General features: G+C 55.8%; 18 protein-coding genes. 15 read left to right on the top strand and 3 right to left on the bottom strand.

The window, feature by feature from the left end; genetic code table 11:
* Positions 1 to 47: 47 nt before the first annotated feature.
* Positions 48 to 662: a CBS domain-containing protein gene (locus NAT23_RS03875; RefSeq protein ID WP_251925796.1), complete on the bottom strand. Its 615-nt coding sequence runs from the start codon at positions 660 to 662 to the stop codon at positions 48 to 50.
* Positions 663 to 781: 119 nt separating this feature from the next.
* Complete coding sequence (locus NAT23_RS03870; RefSeq protein ID WP_251590486.1) at positions 782 to 1,276, bottom strand: hypothetical protein; 495 nt, start codon at positions 1,274 to 1,276, stop codon at positions 782 to 784.
* Positions 1,277 to 1,629: 353 nt separating this feature from the next.
* Between NAT23_RS03870 and NAT23_RS03865 the strand changes: the two genes are divergently transcribed.
* A complete protein-coding gene (locus NAT23_RS03865) occupies positions 1,630 to 2,295 on the top strand; it encodes a hypothetical protein (protein ID WP_251925795.1) in 666 nt (221 codons plus the stop codon).
* On the opposite strand, the gene NAT23_RS03860 is transcribed toward NAT23_RS03865, so the two are convergent.
* Positions 2,286 to 2,519 (bottom strand): hypothetical protein, encoded by a 234-nt coding sequence (locus NAT23_RS03860; protein ID WP_251925794.1) that lies wholly within the window; start codon positions 2,517 to 2,519, stop codon positions 2,286 to 2,288. The two genes, NAT23_RS03865 and NAT23_RS03860, sit on opposite strands and share 10 nt — an antisense overlap.
* A 494-nt stretch (positions 2,520 to 3,013) precedes the next feature.
* On the opposite strand from NAT23_RS03860, the gene motA reads away from it, so the two are divergent.
* The 14 genes from motA to flhF all read left to right on the top strand — a co-directional run bounded on the left by motA (position 3,014) and on the right by flhF (position 19,145).
* The gene (motA, locus tag NAT23_RS03855; RefSeq protein ID WP_251925793.1) at positions 3,014 to 3,883 is read left to right on the top strand and encodes a flagellar motor stator protein MotA; all 870 of its coding nucleotides are present in this window, start codon (positions 3,014 to 3,016) and stop codon (positions 3,881 to 3,883) included.
* 9 nt (positions 3,884 to 3,892) lie between these two features.
* Positions 3,893 to 4,792 (top strand): flagellar motor protein MotB, encoded by a 900-nt coding sequence (motB, locus tag NAT23_RS03850; protein WP_251925792.1) that lies wholly within the window; start codon positions 3,893 to 3,895, stop codon positions 4,790 to 4,792.
* Between the two features lie 71 nt (positions 4,793 to 4,863).
* Positions 4,864 to 5,229: a response regulator gene (locus tag NAT23_RS03845; RefSeq protein ID WP_251590476.1), complete on the top strand. Its 366-nt coding sequence runs from the start codon at positions 4,864 to 4,866 to the stop codon at positions 5,227 to 5,229.
* A gap of 50 nt (positions 5,230 to 5,279) precedes the next feature.
* Positions 5,280 to 7,325, top strand: coding sequence for a chemotaxis protein CheA (gene cheA / locus NAT23_RS03840; RefSeq protein WP_251926210.1), 2,046 nt, complete (start codon positions 5,280 to 5,282; stop codon positions 7,323 to 7,325).
* A gap of 27 nt (positions 7,326 to 7,352) precedes the next feature.
* The gene (locus NAT23_RS03835; RefSeq protein WP_251590474.1) at positions 7,353 to 7,829 is read left to right on the top strand and encodes a chemotaxis protein CheW; all 477 of its coding nucleotides are present in this window, start codon (positions 7,353 to 7,355) and stop codon (positions 7,827 to 7,829) included.
* Positions 7,830 to 7,970: 141 nt separating this feature from the next.
* Entirely contained in the window at positions 7,971 to 9,770 is a 1,800-nt protein-coding gene (locus NAT23_RS03830; protein WP_251925791.1) for a methyl-accepting chemotaxis protein, read from the top strand.
* Between the two features lie 66 nt (positions 9,771 to 9,836).
* A complete protein-coding gene (locus NAT23_RS03825; RefSeq protein ID WP_251926209.1) occupies positions 9,837 to 10,649 on the top strand; it encodes a CheR family methyltransferase in 813 nt (270 codons plus the stop codon).
* Between the two features lie 5 nt (positions 10,650 to 10,654).
* Positions 10,655 to 11,341 carry a chemoreceptor glutamine deamidase CheD gene (gene cheD, locus NAT23_RS03820; RefSeq protein ID WP_251925789.1) on the top strand — a complete coding sequence of 229 codons (687 nt, stop codon included), beginning with the start codon at positions 10,655 to 10,657 and terminating at the stop codon, positions 11,339 to 11,341.
* Positions 11,338 to 12,408: a protein-glutamate methylesterase/protein-glutamine glutaminase gene (locus tag NAT23_RS03815; protein ID WP_251925787.1), complete on the top strand. Its 1,071-nt coding sequence runs from the start codon at positions 11,338 to 11,340 to the stop codon at positions 12,406 to 12,408. Before cheD ends, NAT23_RS03815 begins: the two co-directional genes overlap by 4 nt.
* Before the next feature lie 42 nt (positions 12,409 to 12,450).
* Entirely contained in the window at positions 12,451 to 12,840 is a 390-nt protein-coding gene (cheY, locus tag NAT23_RS03810) for a chemotaxis response regulator CheY (protein WP_251590467.1), read from the top strand.
* Positions 12,841 to 12,868: 28 nt separating this feature from the next.
* Positions 12,869 to 13,525, top strand: coding sequence for a protein phosphatase CheZ (gene cheZ / locus NAT23_RS03805; RefSeq protein ID WP_251590465.1), 657 nt, complete (start codon positions 12,869 to 12,871; stop codon positions 13,523 to 13,525).
* Between the two features lie 147 nt (positions 13,526 to 13,672).
* Complete coding sequence (gene flhB, locus NAT23_RS03800) at positions 13,673 to 14,824, top strand: flagellar biosynthesis protein FlhB (RefSeq protein ID WP_251925785.1); 1,152 nt, start codon at positions 13,673 to 13,675, stop codon at positions 14,822 to 14,824.
* Complete coding sequence (flhA, locus tag NAT23_RS03795; RefSeq protein ID WP_251925783.1) at positions 14,821 to 16,926, top strand: flagellar biosynthesis protein FlhA; 2,106 nt, start codon at positions 14,821 to 14,823, stop codon at positions 16,924 to 16,926. The genes flhB and flhA overlap by 4 nt, the downstream gene beginning before the upstream one ends.
* The gene (gene flhF, locus NAT23_RS03790; RefSeq protein ID WP_251925782.1) at positions 16,923 to 19,145 is read left to right on the top strand and encodes a flagellar biosynthesis GTPase FlhF; all 2,223 of its coding nucleotides are present in this window, start codon (positions 16,923 to 16,925) and stop codon (positions 19,143 to 19,145) included. Before flhA ends, flhF begins: the two co-directional genes overlap by 4 nt.

Raw genomic sequence — 19,145 nt, 5'->3', positions numbered from 1 at the left:
CGAAGCGTTCGTGACTCTCAGGGTGTGACTCTTGGAGCTTGTGACCCTTAAAGCTCGTGACCGAGCACGACAGAACAGATGGCCGAAAAGCTGTGCGCCTCAGGCGGGTGATCGAGGTCAATCCCGAGGGCGTGGGTAATGTCTGCGGCAGAGATGACGCCCCTGATGCGGCAGCCATTTTGATCGCAGCTGTCCTTGATCAGAATGTGGCGGTCGCCGGATTCCTTTAGCGTCTTGACCAGATCGCCAAGTGTTGCCTTTTCCAGGCGGTTGAAATCAAGAGCATGCAGGTCGTTACGGCTGACCTTGACCATATCCACGGTGACTTCGCTGCGCTCGATACTGTACTGGTTCATTGCAACCGTGATGGCTCGGCCGCCAAACAGCTGACGCGCACCCACAATGCCCGTGAAATGGCCGTCGCTATCAATGACCAAGAGCATATGTACGCCATTGTTTTTCATGATGGCAATGGCTTGAGTCGCGCTGGTGCTTGACGGCACGGTCTGGGCACGGCTGGCCTCGAAGTCGGTCAGCAGGGCGATGGCCGGGCTGTCCATGTCGAGCGCGGCCTCGGAAGTTCGCGCCTTGGGCTTGGCAATGTCGCGAACAGTTTCCAGACCGGAAAGTGTGAGCGAGTTGTATACCGTTTCTGTGGTCATGGCCCTTTCCTTATATCAGCAGGTAGTGTGCGAACGGCGTTTCAAGATGGACCGCGTGTCACAGTGTCGCATCGTGTCCATTAAGACTGAGATAAGCCTTAAAAGTTCGCAAGCCCGACTTACAGATAATTTTTGAGATCGCCTCTGACCATGTCGAGGAAGGTGATGAACTGGGTATCGCGCGGGTCGTCGGTACGATCGACTCGGCAGCTCATGCTGATTGAGCCGCGAGTACTGATTTCATCAAAGATTTCAAGAGTAATGCCCTTTCCCTGCTCCGCCTTGAACTCGATCTCACCGTCTTCAAGCGTGAAGGCATCCAGAAGAGTCGCTCTTACACGGGTCGACCCGCCTTCAGCGTGCACACGGCGTACGAACAGCCAGCCTTCGCGAGTCAGCGCCTCTCCCTCGCGTGACTGATGTTGATAAATCGTTCGATAGCACGCGCCCTGAGCGGCTCCTTTCTCAGCCATGCTCTTGAAGGCCTCGACCATCTTGCGCGCCATGGCACCCGAGGCCAGCACCTTTTTCATCGCGGCCTGGTGTTCACGGTCCAGCTTGTCCTGACGGTTGAACCGCTTCCACTGCTGGTAGGAGTTGAATAGATCAGACATCGCACACATCCTTTTAAGGGAAACTAAGCGGGCGCCATCATCGCGCATCTTTACTCGACAATGCCAGTCCGAGGCCAAACGAGTGCTTGAGTGGCATCACGAAGCGATGCTTTCTTCGCTCATTAAGAGGTGTGGTTTTAATGTAAAGTGCGTGCATTTCGACAAACGCGGTTGTTCTGTGAGGAGCGGCGCTGTGCGTGTCTTGGGTCGATGCGTCAGCATCAATTAATCTGCACTACCTTTGCTGCTTGGCGAGCAGATACGGGGGAGGTATGTAGCGGATATAAAAAAGCCCCAAGAAGTCAAGCCGTGGGGATGGCACAGCCTGAAGCTTCTTGGTGCTACGCTGTTGAATGGGGGATGGTCATCAGCAACGCGAGCTCATTAAGCCTTATTTTGGGCCACGGTTCTGTGCAAGTTGGATCGAAAGCCCCTATGGCATCGCCTGTACGGAGCCATGGGTTTATTTTTTAGTGAAACCGAGAAAAGAAGGTCTGAAACGCATGAAACAGGTCAAGACAGTCACAAGCGTGCTCGCATTTGCTCTTTTAAGTGGGTGTGCAGCAAGCGACCATATTATCAGTTCCGACTTGAACGCAACGACCGATACGGTTGTCGGGCGCGATGGGCAGGGCGTATTCGTCAATGCATTCAAGTTTCGCGCCCCGTACCGCTTTGAAAACGAAGATGCGGCCATTGCCTGCATGAAAGATCAGTTGGCGGACGACAGGGGCACGCTTGAAAAACTGGTGGTGGATGAACATCAGATCGAGGGTGAACTGACCTTGGCCGCAAGCGACGTACCGGTTCGCGCCAAGCTCGATTTTCAGCACCTGCCGGAAGAGGGAAATTACTATTACTTCTCGAGCCCGCGAATTGGTAGCGATTATGCCCAACGTATAGAAGCGTCTGCCAGCGAGCCTGCAGTGGGCGTCAAAAAGCAACTTGAGAGTTTTACCGGCCGCGTTCAGCAGTGTCTTGATTCTGCCGGACAGCGTATGTCCAGCGCTCAGGATTGAGGCGAGCGGGTCCAGCCGCGAGCGCTTAGACAATTATCGATTCGATACTCGGCCGGCTCGGTGTAGAACGAGGTCGCAAAGCCGGTCAGAGATGAGAAGTGAAGGCCGATGCCATAATCATTATCGAGCTGATTGTCATTGGTAAGGGCATCCTTTCGACCGCGGCACTCTTCCATATCCATGACGAGATCCTGATGGTCGGCACTTGGCTTGGTCCAGTTCATCGTGGAACACCCTGACATCATCAGCAGGCAACCAAGTGTTGCCATAAGCCCTGCTGTTTTGGCATTCGGGCCCAAGCGTGATGCGACCATGTCGATTCCCCTGCGTTTCAGTCGATTGGCGCTGTTGTTTTTCCGGTAGCGCATATCGGCCGTGCGACCGATATGCGCACTCTAGCATAGTCAACCGGCTAAAAGAGTTCGAGCTTTATATCGCCCTTTATAAACGAACCTTGAATATCCTTTTCCGTCTCATATGACCCACCTTCTAAACGTCTTCTTGCCTGCGATACAAAGGCAGATTCCATGTTCTGGTCAGATCGTGACGTCCTGGGTGTGCTTGCTCGTTATCCATTGATGACCGTGTGAGCCAACCGTGTGAGTCGCGCCTCACTTTTTACTTTTTGAGCTGTCGCTGAGGGGGCAGGGTCGCAGCTCAAGGTTTTACCCCCGTCGCCGTTTATGGAACGTAGATAACTACTTGGCAGGGGAAAAACGTGCTTATCATCATTGGCTATATCGCTGTTGTCGCGTGTGTTTTCGGCGGCTACCTAATGGTTGGCGGACATCTTGGCGCGCTCTGGCAACCTGCGGAAATCGTCATCATTTTTGGTGCAGGAATGGGCGCGTTCATCGCATCCAATAGCGGACATGGCATTAAGGCAACCATTCGCATCCTGCCCAAGTTGATGAAAAGCAGTCATTACAACAAGGAGATGTTTCTCGATCTGATGGGGCTTTTGTACCTGATTCTCGCCAAGGGCCGTCAGGAAGGCATGATGGCGCTTGAAAAAGATATCGACTCCCCGGAAGACAGCCCAATCTTTTCTCAGTATCCCGCCCTCGTTAACGACCCGCTTCTGATGGAGTTTCTGACGGATTACCTGCGACTCATGATCAGCGGCAACATGGATCCGTTCGAGATCGAATCCCTGATGGATCATGAGATCGAGACGTTTCAACACGAGGCCGAAGTGCCAGCGCACAGCATCAATGCGGTAGGTGATGGCCTGCCGGCCTTCGGTATCGTTGCAGCCGTCATGGGGGTTGTACATACCCTGGGTGCCGAAGGGCTCGAGCCCGAGCAGATCGGGCCCCTGATCGCCAACGCAATGGTGGGAACCTTCCTGGGTATTTTGCTTGCCTATGGGTTCGTCACCCCGCTTGCCAACAAGGTCAAGCACCACGTCGAAGAGATGGTCAAGATGCTTCAGTGCATCAAGGTGACGCTGCTTGCCAACCTGAATGGTTACGCACCGCCACTTGCTGTCGAGTTTGGTCGAAAAGCGCTGTTCGCCTCCGAGAGACCGTCATTCAGCGAACTCGAAGAGCACGTCCGCAGTGTCAAGTCCAAGCCGGCCGGCTAAGGAGCGGACATGAACCATAACGCACGACGTCCAATCGTCATTAAACGGAAGAAAAAGTCTGATCACGGCGCACATGGCAGTTGGAAGATTGCCTATGCCGACTTCATGACAGCCATGATGGCCTTCTTCCTGGTGATGTGGTTGCTGTCCGGTACAAGTGAGGCCGAGCTCGAAGCCATCAGCGAATATTTCAATACACCGCTTAAGGTCGCGATGTTTGGAGGGGACAAGAACTCGGCCAGCAACAGCGCGATCCCCGGAGGCGGGGATGACGTTACCCACCAAGAGGGTGAGGTCAAGAAAGTCGTTATCACGCCTCACGCCTACAGGCTTGATGACGCCGAGCTGCGCCAGCTCAAGTTTCGGCTCGACAGCCTGATCCAGCAGGATCCGGCGCTCAGGGCGCTCCAAGAGCAGCTCAAGATCGAAATGACCCCGGACGGGCTTCGCATACAAATCATCGACAGCAACAACCGGCCCATGTTCAAGATCGGAAGCGCCGATATCGTGCCCTATATGCGAAAGGTTCTGCGAACGATTGCCCCTGTGCTCAACGAGCTTCCAAATCACATTACGATTTCAGGCCACACCGACGACTTGCCTTATGCCGCCGGGGATGCCGCGTACAGCAACTGGGAGCTATCGAGTGACCGAGCGAATGCGGCGCGTCGCGAGCTTGTGGCGGGTGGTCTCGACAGTCAGAAGCTGTTCCGTGTGATCGGGCTTGCCGCAACGATGAGTCTTGATCCAGACACGCCGGATGCACCGATCAATCGGCGGATCAGTATCTTGATGCTCAATCAGGACAGCGAGCGGCGGATGCTGGATGAAATGAGTGACGCCGGTGGTATTCCGGTGTTTAAAAGCCCATTGATGCCATCTAAAGAATCGGGCGGCGTCGAACGATAATAGGGAATAAGCGGGGGGTGCTCTGTGTTGGCGTGCACCGTGTCCATGACGTTCAAAGAAAAGTAAAAACTATGTATTCAATACTTTTGGCAGATGATTCGGCGCTTATCAGAAAGATCATGGTCGCGGCCCTTGAAGCAGAAGGCTGGCATGTCGTAAGCGCCGTCGATGGAGAAGATGCACTCGAGAAGGCACGAAGTGGCGAGACCTTTGATCTGGTCATTACCGACTGGCATATGCCGAAAATGGATGGGGACAAGCTCATTGCCGAACTGAGAGCCATGTCTGAGTTCGATGCCACCCCCATCCTGGTGCTGACGTCCGAGTCCCAGGATCACTTCAAGCAGGTTGCACGCGATGCAGGGGCCAATGGTTGGCTGTCCAAGCCGTTCGACCCTGAAAGTCTGGTCGAGCTTGCTGCTCAGTTGATGAGCTAGGTCGCGACTGGCCCTTATCCCTATCACGGCATCGAGAGATCACTATGAGCATGGATATTACCGAGTTTTATCAAACGTTCTTTGAGGAAGCGGAAGAGCTTCTCAATGAAATGGAGCACCTGCTGCTCGATATCGATATCGATGAGCCAGACAGCGAACAGCTCAACGCCATTTTTCGTGCAGCCCATTCGATCAAGGGAGGTGCGGGGACGTTCGGTTTCACCGTGCTTCAGGAAACGACCCATATTTTCGAAAACCTTCTGGATCGTGCTCGTCATCACGAGCTTACGCTCGATCGTGAAATCATCGATATCTTCTTGGAAACAAAAGATATGCTTACAGATCAGTTGAATGCCTACCGCAATCAGGAAGAGCCCGATCCCGAAGCGTTCGAGCGTATTTGTAATACCCTAAAGCGCATCGCCGAAGAGCGTGTCGAAGGCGGTGCGCCCAAGGTGGCGGCGCCCAAGCCAACCGCGCAGCCCGAAGCCGGTGCAGCCAGCGCAAACGGTGCGGACCGGGTATTGACGCTTACGCTTACCAAGATCGAAGAAGACGAAAAGGACACTTTGACCGAGGAGCTGGCGCTGTTTGGAGCCATCAAGCACTCAGAGTTTTCCGAAGGCACGCTGACCGTGTCGATCGAAACCCAGGAGCCTATCGATGATATCGAGGCGGTTCTTTGTTTCGTGCTGGATGCCGGCCAGATTTCGATCAAGGAAACAAGTGGTACCGAGGTGGGCGAGCCGGCTCAACCGGCCCCGGCCCCGGCACCTGTAGCGGAGCAGCCGTCCTCAAGTGCTGCCCAGCCCGCTGCCAAGAAACCCGAAGACGACAAGAAGGCCACCGCCAAGCCGGCTGCGCCCAAGAAACCTGCCAAGGCCGGTAACGGCAGCGATGCCTCGCTTCGTGTATCCACCGAGAAAGTCGATCAGATCATCAACCTAGTGGGCGAGCTTGTCATTACCCAGTCGATGCTCGAGCAAACCACCCAAGGGCTTGATCCGGTGGCCTATGGTCAGCTTCTGAACGGGATGACCCAGCTTCAGCGAAACGCTCGCGACCTGCAGGAAGCGGTCATGTCAGTGCGTATGATGCCGATGGACTACGTATTCAATCGTTTCCCGCGGCTTGTTCGTGATCTGGCCGGCAAGCTCGGCAAGGAGATCGAGCTGGTCACGGTGGGCAAATCGACCGAGCTCGACAAGGGGCTTATAGAGCGCATCATCGACCCGCTGACGCACTTGGTTCGTAACTGCCTTGATCACGGTATCGAATTGCCCGACAAACGCGAAGCGGCTGGCAAACACCGTGTCGGTAAACTGACGCTCTCTGCCCAGCATCAGGGGGGCAATATCCTGATTGAGGTTTCAGACGACGGCGCCGGACTCAATCGTGAAAAGATTCTCTCCAAGGCACAGTCCTCTGGTATCCAGATTTCCGACACCATGAGTGATGAAGACGTCTGGCAGCTTATTTTTGCACCGGGCTTCTCAACGGCCGATGAAATCACGGACGTTTCCGGGCGGGGCGTCGGCATGGATGTAGTCAAGCGAAACATTCAACAAATGGGCGGTCACGTCGATATTCTTTCCCAGGCAGGCAAGGGGTCGACGACCCGCATTGTCCTGCCGCTGACGCTTGCCATTCTTGACGGCATGTCGGTCAAGGTGGGCGATGAGGTCTTCATCCTGCCGCTCGGGGCCATTATGGAGTCGATCCAGGTCAAGACAGATGAGATCAACAAGGTCGCGGGCCAGGATCAGGTGATTTATGTCCGAGGGGAATATCTGCCGCTGGTCGAACTGCACAAGGTATTCAACGTGCCCAGCGCCCAAACGGATGTGACGCAAGGCATTGTCATGATCGTTCAGAGTGAGGGGCGACACTGTGCACTGCTTGTCGATCAACTGATTGGCCAGCACCAGGTCGTGGTCAAGAACCTTGAAACCAATTATCGCAAGGTGCCGGGTATATCCGCGGCCACCATCATGGGAGATGGCAGTGTGGCGCTGATTCTCGATGTGCCAGCACTACAGCGCATCAGCCGAGATCGCCGAGGCGAGTCATCCCGCTCTTCGGCAACCGTTCACTAATTTTGGGGCAATACCATGGAAAATCACATGACGGATCAGCAGCACGACGTGGAAGGCAACGAGTTTCTTATCTTCCGGATCGGTGAGGAAGAATACGGCATCGATATCCTGAAAGTGCAGGAGATTCGAGGGTATGACGGCGTGACGCGCATTGCCAATGCCCCCGAGTTCATCAAGGGCGTCACCAACCTGCGTGGTGTCATCGTTCCGATCCTTGATCTGCGCATCAAGTTTGCGGTCGGCGAGGCTCAGTACAATCAGCAGACCGTTGTGATCGTACTCAATATCGGGCATCGCGTTGTGGGTGTGGTGGTCGATGGCGTCTCGGACGTGCTGACGCTTTCGCCCGAACAGATCAAGGATTCTCCTGACTTCGGCACGGCGCTTTCTTCGGAATTCATCATGGGCCTTGGCAGCATCGAAGACCGCATGCTGATCCTGATGGATATCGAAAAAATGATGAGCAGTACCGAAATGGCGCTGGTTGATGAAGTTGCAGCGTGACCAAGCACTGAACTTTTAATCCAAACTTTATTTAGAGCCACCGCCTGCGGTGGCTTTTTTTGTTGCTAATAAAGAAAAAAAACCGTGCGCCGTTAATTTTTTTGAACGAAGTAAATACTAATTTTGAAAGGCGCACATGACATGTCGACTCACGTTACCGGTAGAGAATACACGCTTGATACCGAAGACTACCTCATCTCCAAAACCGATCTAAAAGGCTACATCACCTTTGCCAACCCGGCGTTTATCAAGGTCAGTGGGTATAGTAGAGAAGAGTTGATTGGCTCACCGCACAATCTGGTGCGTCACCCGGATATGCCACCGGTGGCGTTCGGTAACTTGTGGAAAACCGTCAAGGCAGGAAGAACCTGGCGGGGTTATGTCAAAAACCGATGCAAGAATGGGGATCATTACTGGGTCGAAGCCACTGTCTCGCCCATCAGGGTCGAGGGCAAGGTTGTGGGGTATGCCTCGGTCCGCGTCAAAATCAGTGATACAGATAAGCAGCTTGCCGCCAAGACCTATGCGGCCTTGAACGCCGGGCAGGGCAAGCGTGTTTACCTGAAAGACGGACAGATCAAGACGCGAGGACCTGCCCGCTGGGTCGCTCTTTTCACGAAGCCCTCGATTGCCATGCGGCTTGGCGGCGTCTGCGCGGCGGCCGGTGCCGGCATGGTTGCCTCCGGTGCAATCGCCTACCAAAGCCTCGGTGCCCTTGATCAAGTGAAGGCCCTAGTTGGTCAGTCCGATGTTCTGCGCCAAAGCCCTGAACTGGCTGCCCAAATCAATGCGCTTGCCTCGCAGAGCATGTGGCCGGGGCTTCTATGTGCGTTGGGTGCTGCTGGTCTATCGGCCTGGCTTGCCTGGCGGCTGTATCAGAAAACCGTCCAGCCGCTTCATGAGGCTCTGGCGCTTTCCGAGCAGATCGGGCTGGGCAACCTGACCACCGACATCACCGCCAAGAGCAGTGACGAGGTCGGCCAGCTTCAGCAGTCGCTCAGCCGCATGCGTAAGGGGCTGGTCAGCATATTGAACGATGTTCAGGCCAACAGCGCTCTGATGGCGCCGGCGTCTCAGGAAATAACGACTGCAAGCCAGCATTTCTCCTCTCGCACGGAAGCGCAGGCCGCCTCACTCGAGCAGACGTCAGCAGGTATGGAAGAGCTGATGTCGACGGTACAACAAAACAGCGGCAACGCAGGCCATGCCAAGACGCTCTCGGAATCATCGAGCAAGCTGGTGGACCAGGGAGGCAAGGAAGTCGGCGATGTCGTTCGAACGATGCAGGCCATCAACGAAAGCTCCCAGAAGATCGCCGACATCATCGGGATTATCGATTCGATCGCATTTCAGACCAATCTTCTTGCCTTGAACGCATCCGTTGAAGCGGCGCGAGCCGGCGAACAGGGCCGCGGGTTTGCAGTAGTGGCCAATGAAGTGCGAAATCTTGCAAGTCGAAGTGCCAGTGCGTCAAAGGACATTCGCGCGCTGATCGACACCTCCTCTGATCGGGTCAAGGTGGGTACGGATATGGTCGAAAAAGCCGGCAAGACCATGGGTGAGATCACTGAGTCGATCAGACAGGTCAACCAGCTGATTACCGATATTTCTCAAGCCTCTCGGGAACAGAGTGATGGGCTCGAGCAGATGCGCCAGGCGGTGGTCTCGATCGATCAGGCCACTCAGCAAAATGCGGCCATGGCGGAAGAAACGGTAGCGGCATCTTCATCGATGTCCGAGCAGGTGGATGAACTCAATTACGCAATGTCCATTTTTCATATCAAAGGTTTGCAATCCTCGCCGATAACAAAACAAAGCAGCAAAAGTAATGCAGGTGCAGCGAAGGCGATGGCCAAGACCTCAGCGTCTTCACCCAAACAGTCGGGGCGCCCCGCCAAGGGCATGCATCCAAAAGAAGACCATAGCTGGGAAGCGTTCTAATCCCCGGGGCCGGTCGATGGTGGAGGAGATCCAACCGTGCAAGCCGTTAAAGAGACTCGTGACTTGATGCTGACCGATGGGGATTTCGATCGCATCAGAAAGCTCATTTATGAAAGGGCCGGTATCGCACTGGCCGATCACAAGCGTGAAATGGTCTATAGCCGTCTTGCAAAGCGGCTGAGAGGGCTTGGCCTGCAGCGCTTCAGTGATTATTTGTCGCATCTGGAAAGTGATGAAGACTCTGCGGAGTGGGAACAGTTCGTTAACTCGCTGACCACAAACCTGACTTCCTTCTTTCGCGAAATGCATCATTTTCCGCTGCTGTCCGAGCATGCGCTCAAGAAAAAGTCTCAAGGCCAGTTCAAGGTCTGGTGCAGTGCGGCCTCGACCGGCGAGGAGCCCTATTCGATCGCGATCACGCTTCGAGACGCCCTAGGCATGAATGCCTCGGCGAGCCTGGTTGCTACCGACATTGATACCAGTGCCCTTGCCAAGGCGCGCGCGGGCGTTTATTCGGACAATCAGGTCAGCAAGATCAGCCAGGAGCAGTTGAGAAAGTACTTTCAAAAAGGCAAGGGCGCTCGTGCAGGCATGGTACGTGCGCAGGACAATCTGCGCAGCCTGATCCAGTTCGAGCAGCTCAACCTGTTGGCGCCTCGCTGGGAGCTTGATGGCCCCTTCGATGTGATCTTTTGCCGTAACGTCATGATCTATTTCGACAAGCCCACCCAAGCCAAGATTCTCGAGCGCTTTGCGACGTACCTGAAGCCCGATGGCCTCTTGTTTGCCGGACACTCTGAAAACTTCAGCTACATCACCAAGGCGTTCAGGCTACGGGGGCATACCGTATACGAACTGGCTCAGAAAGGGCGGGGTTGATTTCGATGACACGAACCAGCCATCACAAAGACAAGGCGGCAGCTGATATCGAAAGCCTTGCCACGCATCACTACTTCGACCGTGAATTCAGCGTGAAGGCCGTCAAGCTGCTGCCTAACGAGTACTACGTAAGCGATGACGACATGCTTTTGACCACCGTACTTGGGTCGTGCATCGCAGCCTGTATACGTGACCCGGTATTAGGGGTGGGAGGCATGAACCACTTCATGCTGCCAGATGACAGCGGGCCGTCGGTTCAGACGGGGTCGGCCTCGATGCGCTATGGCGCCTACGCAATGGAAGTCTTGATCAATGCCTTGCTGAGTGCCGGGGCCAAACGCGAGCGCCTGGAGGCCAAGGTGTTTGGAGGTGCGACGGTTCTAAGCGACATGAGTGTCTCCCGAATCGGTGAGCGCAACTCGGAATTCATTTTGAGGTATCTCGAGCTTGAGCGCATTCGTGTTGTGGCGCAGGACCTCAAGGACAAGTTTCCCCGCCGGGTCAATTATCTGCCCCGAAGCGGGCAGGCCATGGTTCGGCGTCTCAAATCCAGGGACGCACAGATCGAGAGCCGCGAGAAATCGCTTGCGAAAACACTGGCCTCCTCTGGCAAGAAGAAAGCGCCTTCGATCGAGCTGTTTGACAATATAAACCAGATAAAAAGTAAAAAGCTGGGGGGAGTGCAATCTTGAACAAGATAAAGGTTTTGTGTGTCGATGACTCTGCACTCATTCGCAGTCTGATGTCTGAAATCATTAACAGTCAGCCAGACATGGAGATGGTCACCACCGCACCGGATCCATTGATTGCCCGTGAGCTCATCAAGAAACATAACCCCGATGTATTAACGCTCGATGTCGAGATGCCGCGCATGGACGGGCTCGATTTTCTCGAGAAGCTGATGCGGTTAAGGCCGATGCCTGTAGTGATGGTGTCGTCGCTGACAGCCCGAGGGTCGGAAGTCACCATGCGCGCGCTGGAGCTTGGAGCCGTTGATTTCGTGACCAAGCCAGAGCTTGGCATTCGAAACGGCATGCTCGAATACACAACGCTCATTTCCGATAAGATTCGCGCGGCGTCCAAGGCACGGCTAAAGCGCCTCACACCACAGCACAAGCAAAATACCGCGCCGCCGACCTCGGTCAAAACGCCGTTTTTGTCCAGTGAGAAGCTGTTCATCGTGGGCTCGTCGACCGGCGGTACCGAGGCCATTCGCGAATTTCTGATGCCGTTGCCTTCTGATAGCCCGGCTGTCGTGATTACACAGCATATGCCTGGGGGCTTCACTCGCTCGTTTGCTGAGCGCATGGACTCTCTGTGCGCCATGACCGTCAAGGAAGCCGAGCATGGTGAACGTGTCCTTCCAGGCCACGTCTACATTGCCCCGGGCGGTGACGCGCATCTCAAACTCGGCCGCAGCGGGGCGAACTATGTGATCGAGCTTGAATACAGCGAGCCGGTTAACCGTCATCGCCCCTCGGTTGATGTTTTATTTGATTCTGCGGCTAAAAATGCGGGCAAAAATGCCGTTGGTATCATCCTGACGGGGATGGGAAAAGACGGCGCTGCCGGCCTTTTGAACATGAAAAATGCCGGGGCGCGGACTCTGGCCCAGGACGAAGCGACCTGCGTGGTCTTTGGTATGCCACGTGAGGCGATCGCTCTTGGAGCCGCCGATGAAATTGTACCCATAACCTCGATGAGCGAGCGGGCGATGGCCTGTCTCAATGGGAGCAATCGGCAGGGGTTACGCGTTTAAAGCGCGATGAATCTGGAAACACTAGCTAATTAGGATGCCAAAATGAGCGATAAAAACATCAAAATCCTGGTTGTGGACGACTTCCCGACAATGCGTCGAATTGTCCGTAACCTTTTGAAGGAACTTGGCTATACCAACGTTGAAGAAGCGGAAGATGGCGCACAGGGGCTTGAAAAGCTGAAGTCCGGCGAATTCGAGTTCGTGGTATCTGACTGGAACATGCCTAACCTCGATGGTCTCGAGATGCTCAAGAGCATCCGAGCGGATGATTCACTGTCCCATCTGCCGGTATTGATGGTTACGGCCGAGGCGAAGAAGGAAAACATCATTGCGGCGGCTCAGGCGGGTGCTAATGGCTATGTCGTCAAACCTTTCACTGCTGCGACGCTCGAGGAGAAACTGAACAAGATCTTCGAGAAGCTCGGCAAGTAACCACCATAGCTGAAAGGGGGATGGGGTGATGACTGACACTCAGCGTAGCGCCTCAAGTGATGATGATGTGATTTCGCAGATCGGGCGACTGACGCGCGTCTTGCATGAAAGTATGCGCGATCTGGGCCTTGACCGCGAAGTCGAAAAAGCGGCTCAGGCGATTCCCGATGCACGCGATCGACTGAACTATATCGCGACCATGACCGAGCAGGCGGCTGAGCGGTCACTCAATGCCATCGATGTGGCTCAGCCGCTTCAGGACAAGGTCGAGGAAGTAGCACTTGAGCTCGATGAGCGTTGGGCCAAGTGGTTCGAATCGCCCCTTGAACTCGACGATGCCAAGGAGCTGGTACAGGATACCCGGGCGTATCTTAAATGGGTCCCGGATCAGACCAAGGCGACCAATGCCCAGCTCATGGATATCATGATGGCTCAGGATTTTCAGGACCTGACCGGGCAGGTGATCAAGCGGATGGTCGATGTGATCCGTGAGATTGAACAGCAGCTCGTTCAAGTGCTCCTGAACAACATCCCCGAAGAAACTCGGGTCAAGCTGAGCTCTGAAAACGAGGAAAAGACCAAGAACTCTTTGCTCAACGGTCCTCAGGTCAACCCACAGGAAAAATCCGATGTGGTGGCCGACCAGTCTCAGGTCGACGACCTGCTCGACAGCCTCGGCTTTTAACCTTCTGGCGCCTTGCGCCACACGTTGCCTTCCTTGCCGCGAATCGAGAAATAACCTCTCGATTCGCGCGCTATTTTATCTATCGTGCCGACAAAGACCCGCGACAATACATTCACGACCAAAGCGGTACGTGAATGAGGCGCGTAAATGTCAGACGACAGCGATCAGGAAAAGACAGAAGACCCCACACCGAGGCGCCTTGAAAAGGCGCGCGAGGACGGTCAGGTCGCGCGCTCGCGTGAGCTTTCGACCTTCATGATGCTTTTGGCCGGTGTGGCGAGCTTCTGGATCATGTCCGGCTATCTCGGGGATTATATGACCGATGTCATGAGCATCGGGTTCGATTTTGGCCGTGAAGAGGCCTTCGATACGTCTCGTCTATTCATTCATATCGCCATGGTACTGGAGGCTGCGGTGCTTGGCGTGGCGCCCTTGATGGTGGTGCTGACCATCATGGCGATGATCGCGCCGGCGCTTCTTGGTGGGTGGTTGTTTGCAACAAAATCACTGACCCCTGACCTTAAAAAACTCGACCCCATCAAGGGGATCAAGCGCATCTTCTCGACCCAGGCGCTGATCGAGCTCACCAAGGGCATTGCCAAGGCGCTTTTGATCGGCGTGACCGCTGCCGGCTTCATTTATCTGTTTCTGGGTGAACTGCTCGGGCTTGCCAATGAGTCGACCCGTCAGGGCATTTCTCATTCACTCACGCTGATACTTCTGTGTTGCACCGTGATCGTTGCCGGTTTCGTGGTGGTGGTAGGGATCGATGTGCCGTACCAGATCTGGTCGCACAATAAAAAGCTTCGCATGAGCCTTGATGAAATCAAGAAAGAGCACAAGGAATCCGAGGGCGATCCACAGATCAAGGCGCGCATTCGTCAACAGCAACAGGCGATGGCGCGAAACCGCATGATGAGCAAGGTGCCGGAGGCCGATGTGATCGTGACCAACCCGACGCATTTTGCAGTGGCGCTCAAATACACCGACGACATGGGCGCACCCAGAGTGATTGCAAAGGGCACCGATCACATCGCGCAGAAGATCAAGGCGCTCGGTAACGAACATCATGTGCCTCAGCTCGAGGCGCCGCCGCTTGCCCGTGCGCTTCACGCGCACGTGGATCTCGATCAGGAAATCCCGGGGCCGCTTTATTCAGCGGTCGCCGAGGTTCTGGCGTGGGTCTATCAGCTGAAACGGTATCACCAGGAGGGTGGCGATCACCCCGATACACCGACCGAACTTCCTGTTCCCGCCGAGATGGATATTTCTCCGGCCACTGTGAGTACTGACCGATGAACAACGTCTTCAATACGTTCTTGAGCCGCACGGGCCTGCAGAATTCCTCTCAGCTCAAGTTCCTGGCTGGGCCGGTTCTGATCATCATGATTCTGTCGATGATGATTCTGCCCCTGCCGCCATTCATCCTGGATCTGCTGTTCACGTTCAACATTGCGCTGGCGATCATGGTACTTCTGGTCAGCATGTTCACCACCAAACCGCTTGAGTTCGCGGCGTTTCCGGCGGTGCTGCTGTTTTCGACGCTCTTGCGACTGTCTCTGAACGTGGCCTCGACACGGGTGGTTCTGATGAACGGCCACGAGGGTGGCGACGCGGCTGGTGAAGTCATTCAGGCATTCGGTGAGTTCCTGATCGGAGGCAACTTCGCGGTCGGCTTGGTCGTCTTCGTGATTTTGGTCGTGATCAATTTCATGGTTATTACCAAGGGGGCGGGGCGAATTGCCGAGGTCGGCGCGCGCTTCACACTCGACGCCATGCCGGGCAAGCAGATGGCCATCGACGCTGATCTAAACGCTGGCCTGATCGATGAAGAAACGGCCAAGGCCCGACGCTCCGAGATTTCTCAGGAATCCGATTTCTTCGGGTCCATGGACGGTGCGAGCAAGTTTGTCCGAGGTGACGCCGTTGCCGGCATTCTGATCATGGTCATCAATATCATCGGCGGACTGGTTGTCGGGGTGGCCCAGCACGGGCTTGACATGAGTACGGCTGCACGGACCTATACGCTCTTGACCATCGGTGATGGTCTGGTCGCCCAAATCCCCGCACTGGTCATTTCAACCGCCGCCGGTGTTACGGTCTCACGGGTCAATACCGAACAGGATGTGGGCCAGCAGCTCATCAGCCAGCTGTTTGCAAATCCGCGCGTCATGTTTCTGGCCGCGGGCGTTATGGGGCTACTTGGACTCGTCCCCGGTATGCCGAATCTGGTATTTCTGCTGTTCACAGTGCTGCTCGGTGGGATTGGCTGGTGGCTTACGCAGCAGGAAAAAACCGCCAAGGCCAGCGAAGTGATCAAAGAGCGCAAGGCGCAAAGCGCGGCCTCGGCCGGAATCGATGCCAATGAAGCCAGTTGGGATGACGTTCAAATGGTTGATCCGCTCGGGCTTGAGGTTGGTCACCGATTGATCTCGCTGGTGGATTCCCAGCAGGACGGAGAGCTTCTCAAACGCATCAAGAGTGTGCGCAAGAAGTACGCCCAGGAAATCGGCTTTCTGCCGCCGGTGGTGCACATTCGTGACAACCTCAAGTTTCAGCCGCAGGCCTATCAGATCACCATGAAGGGGGTCGAGATCGGTCGCGGAGAATCCTATCCGGGGCAGTGGCTTGCCATCAATCCCGGTGAAGCAACCGGTCAGCTCGAGGGGCGCAAGACCACTGACCCTGCCTTTGGCCTGCCGGCCACCTGGATCAACGAGGGGCAACGCGATCAGGCGCAAATGCTTGGCTATACGGTGGTGGATGCCAGTACCGTCATCGCCACTCATCTGAATCATCTGATGAGCGAACACGCAAGCGAGATGCTGGGGCGTCAGGAAGTCCAGAAACTGGTCGACCGACTCAAGCAGGACGATGCATCGTTGGTCGAGGACGTGATTCCCAAGGCCATCACCGTCAGTACGTTCCAGCGTATTCTTCAAATGCTTCTGGATGAAAACGTCCCGATTCGCGATCTTCGAACCATCATGGATACGCTTGCAGAGCATACGGCGCATACCAAGGATCCGGGCGAGCTCGTAGCCGCGATCCGTGTCGCGCTTGGGCGTGCAATCACTCAGCACTACTTTGAAAGCGATAACCCGATTCGAGTCATCGGGCTTGATGGTCAGCTTGAACAAATGATGACCCAGGCCCTTGGCAATAACGGCGGGCTCGAGCCGGGCCTTGCCGACACGCTGATCACTCAGGTAACCGACGCCGTCAACCGCTTCGAGGCGCAAGGGCTGCCCCCGGTTCTGGTGGTTCAACACAACCTGAGATCACTCATGTCACGTTTCTTGCGCCGCCAGGTCAAGCAGCTCATCGTGCTGTCTCAGGCGGAGATTCCCGATGACCGTACCGTGCGTATCGAGATCATGATTGGAGGCCGCGCTCAATGAACACACGCCAGTTCTTTGCACCGACCCATCGAGAGGCCATGAAACGGCTGAGGGCGGAGCTTGGTAATGAAGCCATGATTCTTTCCAGTCGCAATATCGATGGCGGGGTCGAAGTGGTGGCGCTGCTCGATTATGACGACATCGATACGGCCTCCAAGCCAAAGACCGTGGCCGCAGACGTTTCGCCATCATCGCCCGCGCCGACACTGGAGACCGGCGCACCGGACAGTACCCAGGCGATGATGGCGTCGCTGCTCAGTGAGATGCAGTCGATGAAAGCCGTGCTCTCCAGCACAGAGCCTTCGGCCCGCGTAGGGCGCACTGCCAAGGCTGTCATTTCACCGGAGGATACGTTCGTTCGTGCCGGTATCCAGCACGGCTTGAGCGAAACGCTGTGTCGAACGCTTTGGCAGCAGACCGCCAATCAAGCCTTCGAAAGTGTCGATGCGCGCCTCGAGGATGGGCTTTCACAGCTTCTGTCGGTCAGTGAGCACGATGAATGGCTGACGCGGGGAGGCATCTTTGCCCTGGTTGGTCCGACCGGGGTCGGCAAGACCACGACGGTCGCCAAACTTGCCGCACGGTTTTCGATGCGAGGCAGCAAGGAAAGTATCGCGTTGATCACAACCGACACGCACCGTGTAGGGGGGCGTGAACAGCTTCTGACTTACGGCAAGCTGTTCGGGGTCGAGGCGTACGCCGCCCGCTCTCGTGAAGAGCTCGCCGAGATGGTAGGGCGTCTTTCGAACAAGCGGCTCATCCTGATCGATACCGTGGGCGTGGGTCAGCGCGATGAGCGTGTCAGCGAACAGCTTGCCATGCTGCCGTTGAACGACCAGCGGCTCCGGCCGGTGCTGGTCCTTGATAGTACCCGTCACGGCGACACGCTCGACGACGTGGCTCAAATCTATCACAAGGCCATTACCGAACTGCTGGGCGGGCGCGTGGCGGACTGTATACTTTCAAAGACTGATGAGGCCCTCCACATCAGCAGCGCCATCGATGTCGCTGCCCGTCACCATTTGAATGTGTTGTGCCTGACCAATGGCCAGAACATCACCGAGCATTTGACCTGGCAGCGCGCCCAGGGGCTTGCAAAGCTTGTGATGACGCCGCGGCCGGAAACCGCGTTCAGCATGCCAAGTGAACTCTTTCAGGCCCAGGTGGGTGCAACCGAGGTGTCGGTGCCTGACCAATGGGCGGGGCAGGTACTAAGAGAAGGGCGCCGACTCAATGCCTGCGTGCATTATCTGCGCGATGAGGTCGGCGGGTTTCGAACTCTTGAGCGCCTTTGGGGCTCGAGGGATGGGGCACAGGCATTGACCGACCCGGGACAGCAGATCGGTGCGCTCAAGCACTCGGAGGCGGGTTTTGGCCGGCTTGATGTGTTCTGGCAGAAAAAGGCCAATGGCAGTGCAAAACCTGCCCTGTTGTTCTCTGAATTCGATGCGCTGCCTGTGGCGACCTTTCTTCCCGTCAAGGGGCTCCCGGTGTCCATGATCGGCCGAGCGGTCTGGCTGTCGGAACAGGTGCCCGAGGCGGCACTTCGACATCACTTTACCCAGTTGCCGGATCACACCACCCGTGAGGCCCTGGCCCAGTTCGGAGTCAGCTGGCGTGCCATGGTGCGCGGCAACATGAAAATCGAACACGGCGGTGAGCGCATGACCATGGCAGCACTTGCCAATGAAATGCTGTTCGACGATGCCGGTATGGTGCTGCACAAGGATCGGGAGCTTCGCCTTCAGCTCGGGTGGCTTGACGCCGCGGTGGAGGAAGGCGGCGTGGATCAGTCGGTACGTTTTGTGGCCGCGCGGCTGGTCGACCCGGTAACCCAGGAGCGGGTCACCAGTCGCTACGGCCTTGATCAGGGGCTTCTTGATCAACGCAATTATCTGGAAGACATGGCGCTTTGGATCTCGCGTACATTGACCGTCGAAGCTCATGGGCCACTGTCACGCCGTGCCGAAAACGAACTGGCGAGCGAAGCCTTTGCAAGTGATGCATTAGTGCGCGCCTTTGCAGCAGCGCAAGCCTCCATGGTGGCCTGGCGATTGAAGCATGACCGCAGTGATAACGGGCGCATCATGCGTGATCAAGTACTGAAAATGACTCGAACCGGTCGCCAGCCCAGCGCCAACGCCATGCTCAAGGCAACCCTCAAGCTTTGTGCAATGGTTAATGCGCTGGGGCAGTGCGCTCTGGCCGAGGCGGGATAA

It is taken from the genome of Larsenimonas salina, assembly GCF_023736155.1.
Taxonomy (GTDB): domain Bacteria; phylum Pseudomonadota; class Gammaproteobacteria; order Pseudomonadales; family Halomonadaceae; genus Larsenimonas; species Larsenimonas salina.
The sequence above is the reverse complement of the archived record's forward strand: the minus strand, read 5'-3'. Positions and strand labels throughout refer to the sequence as shown.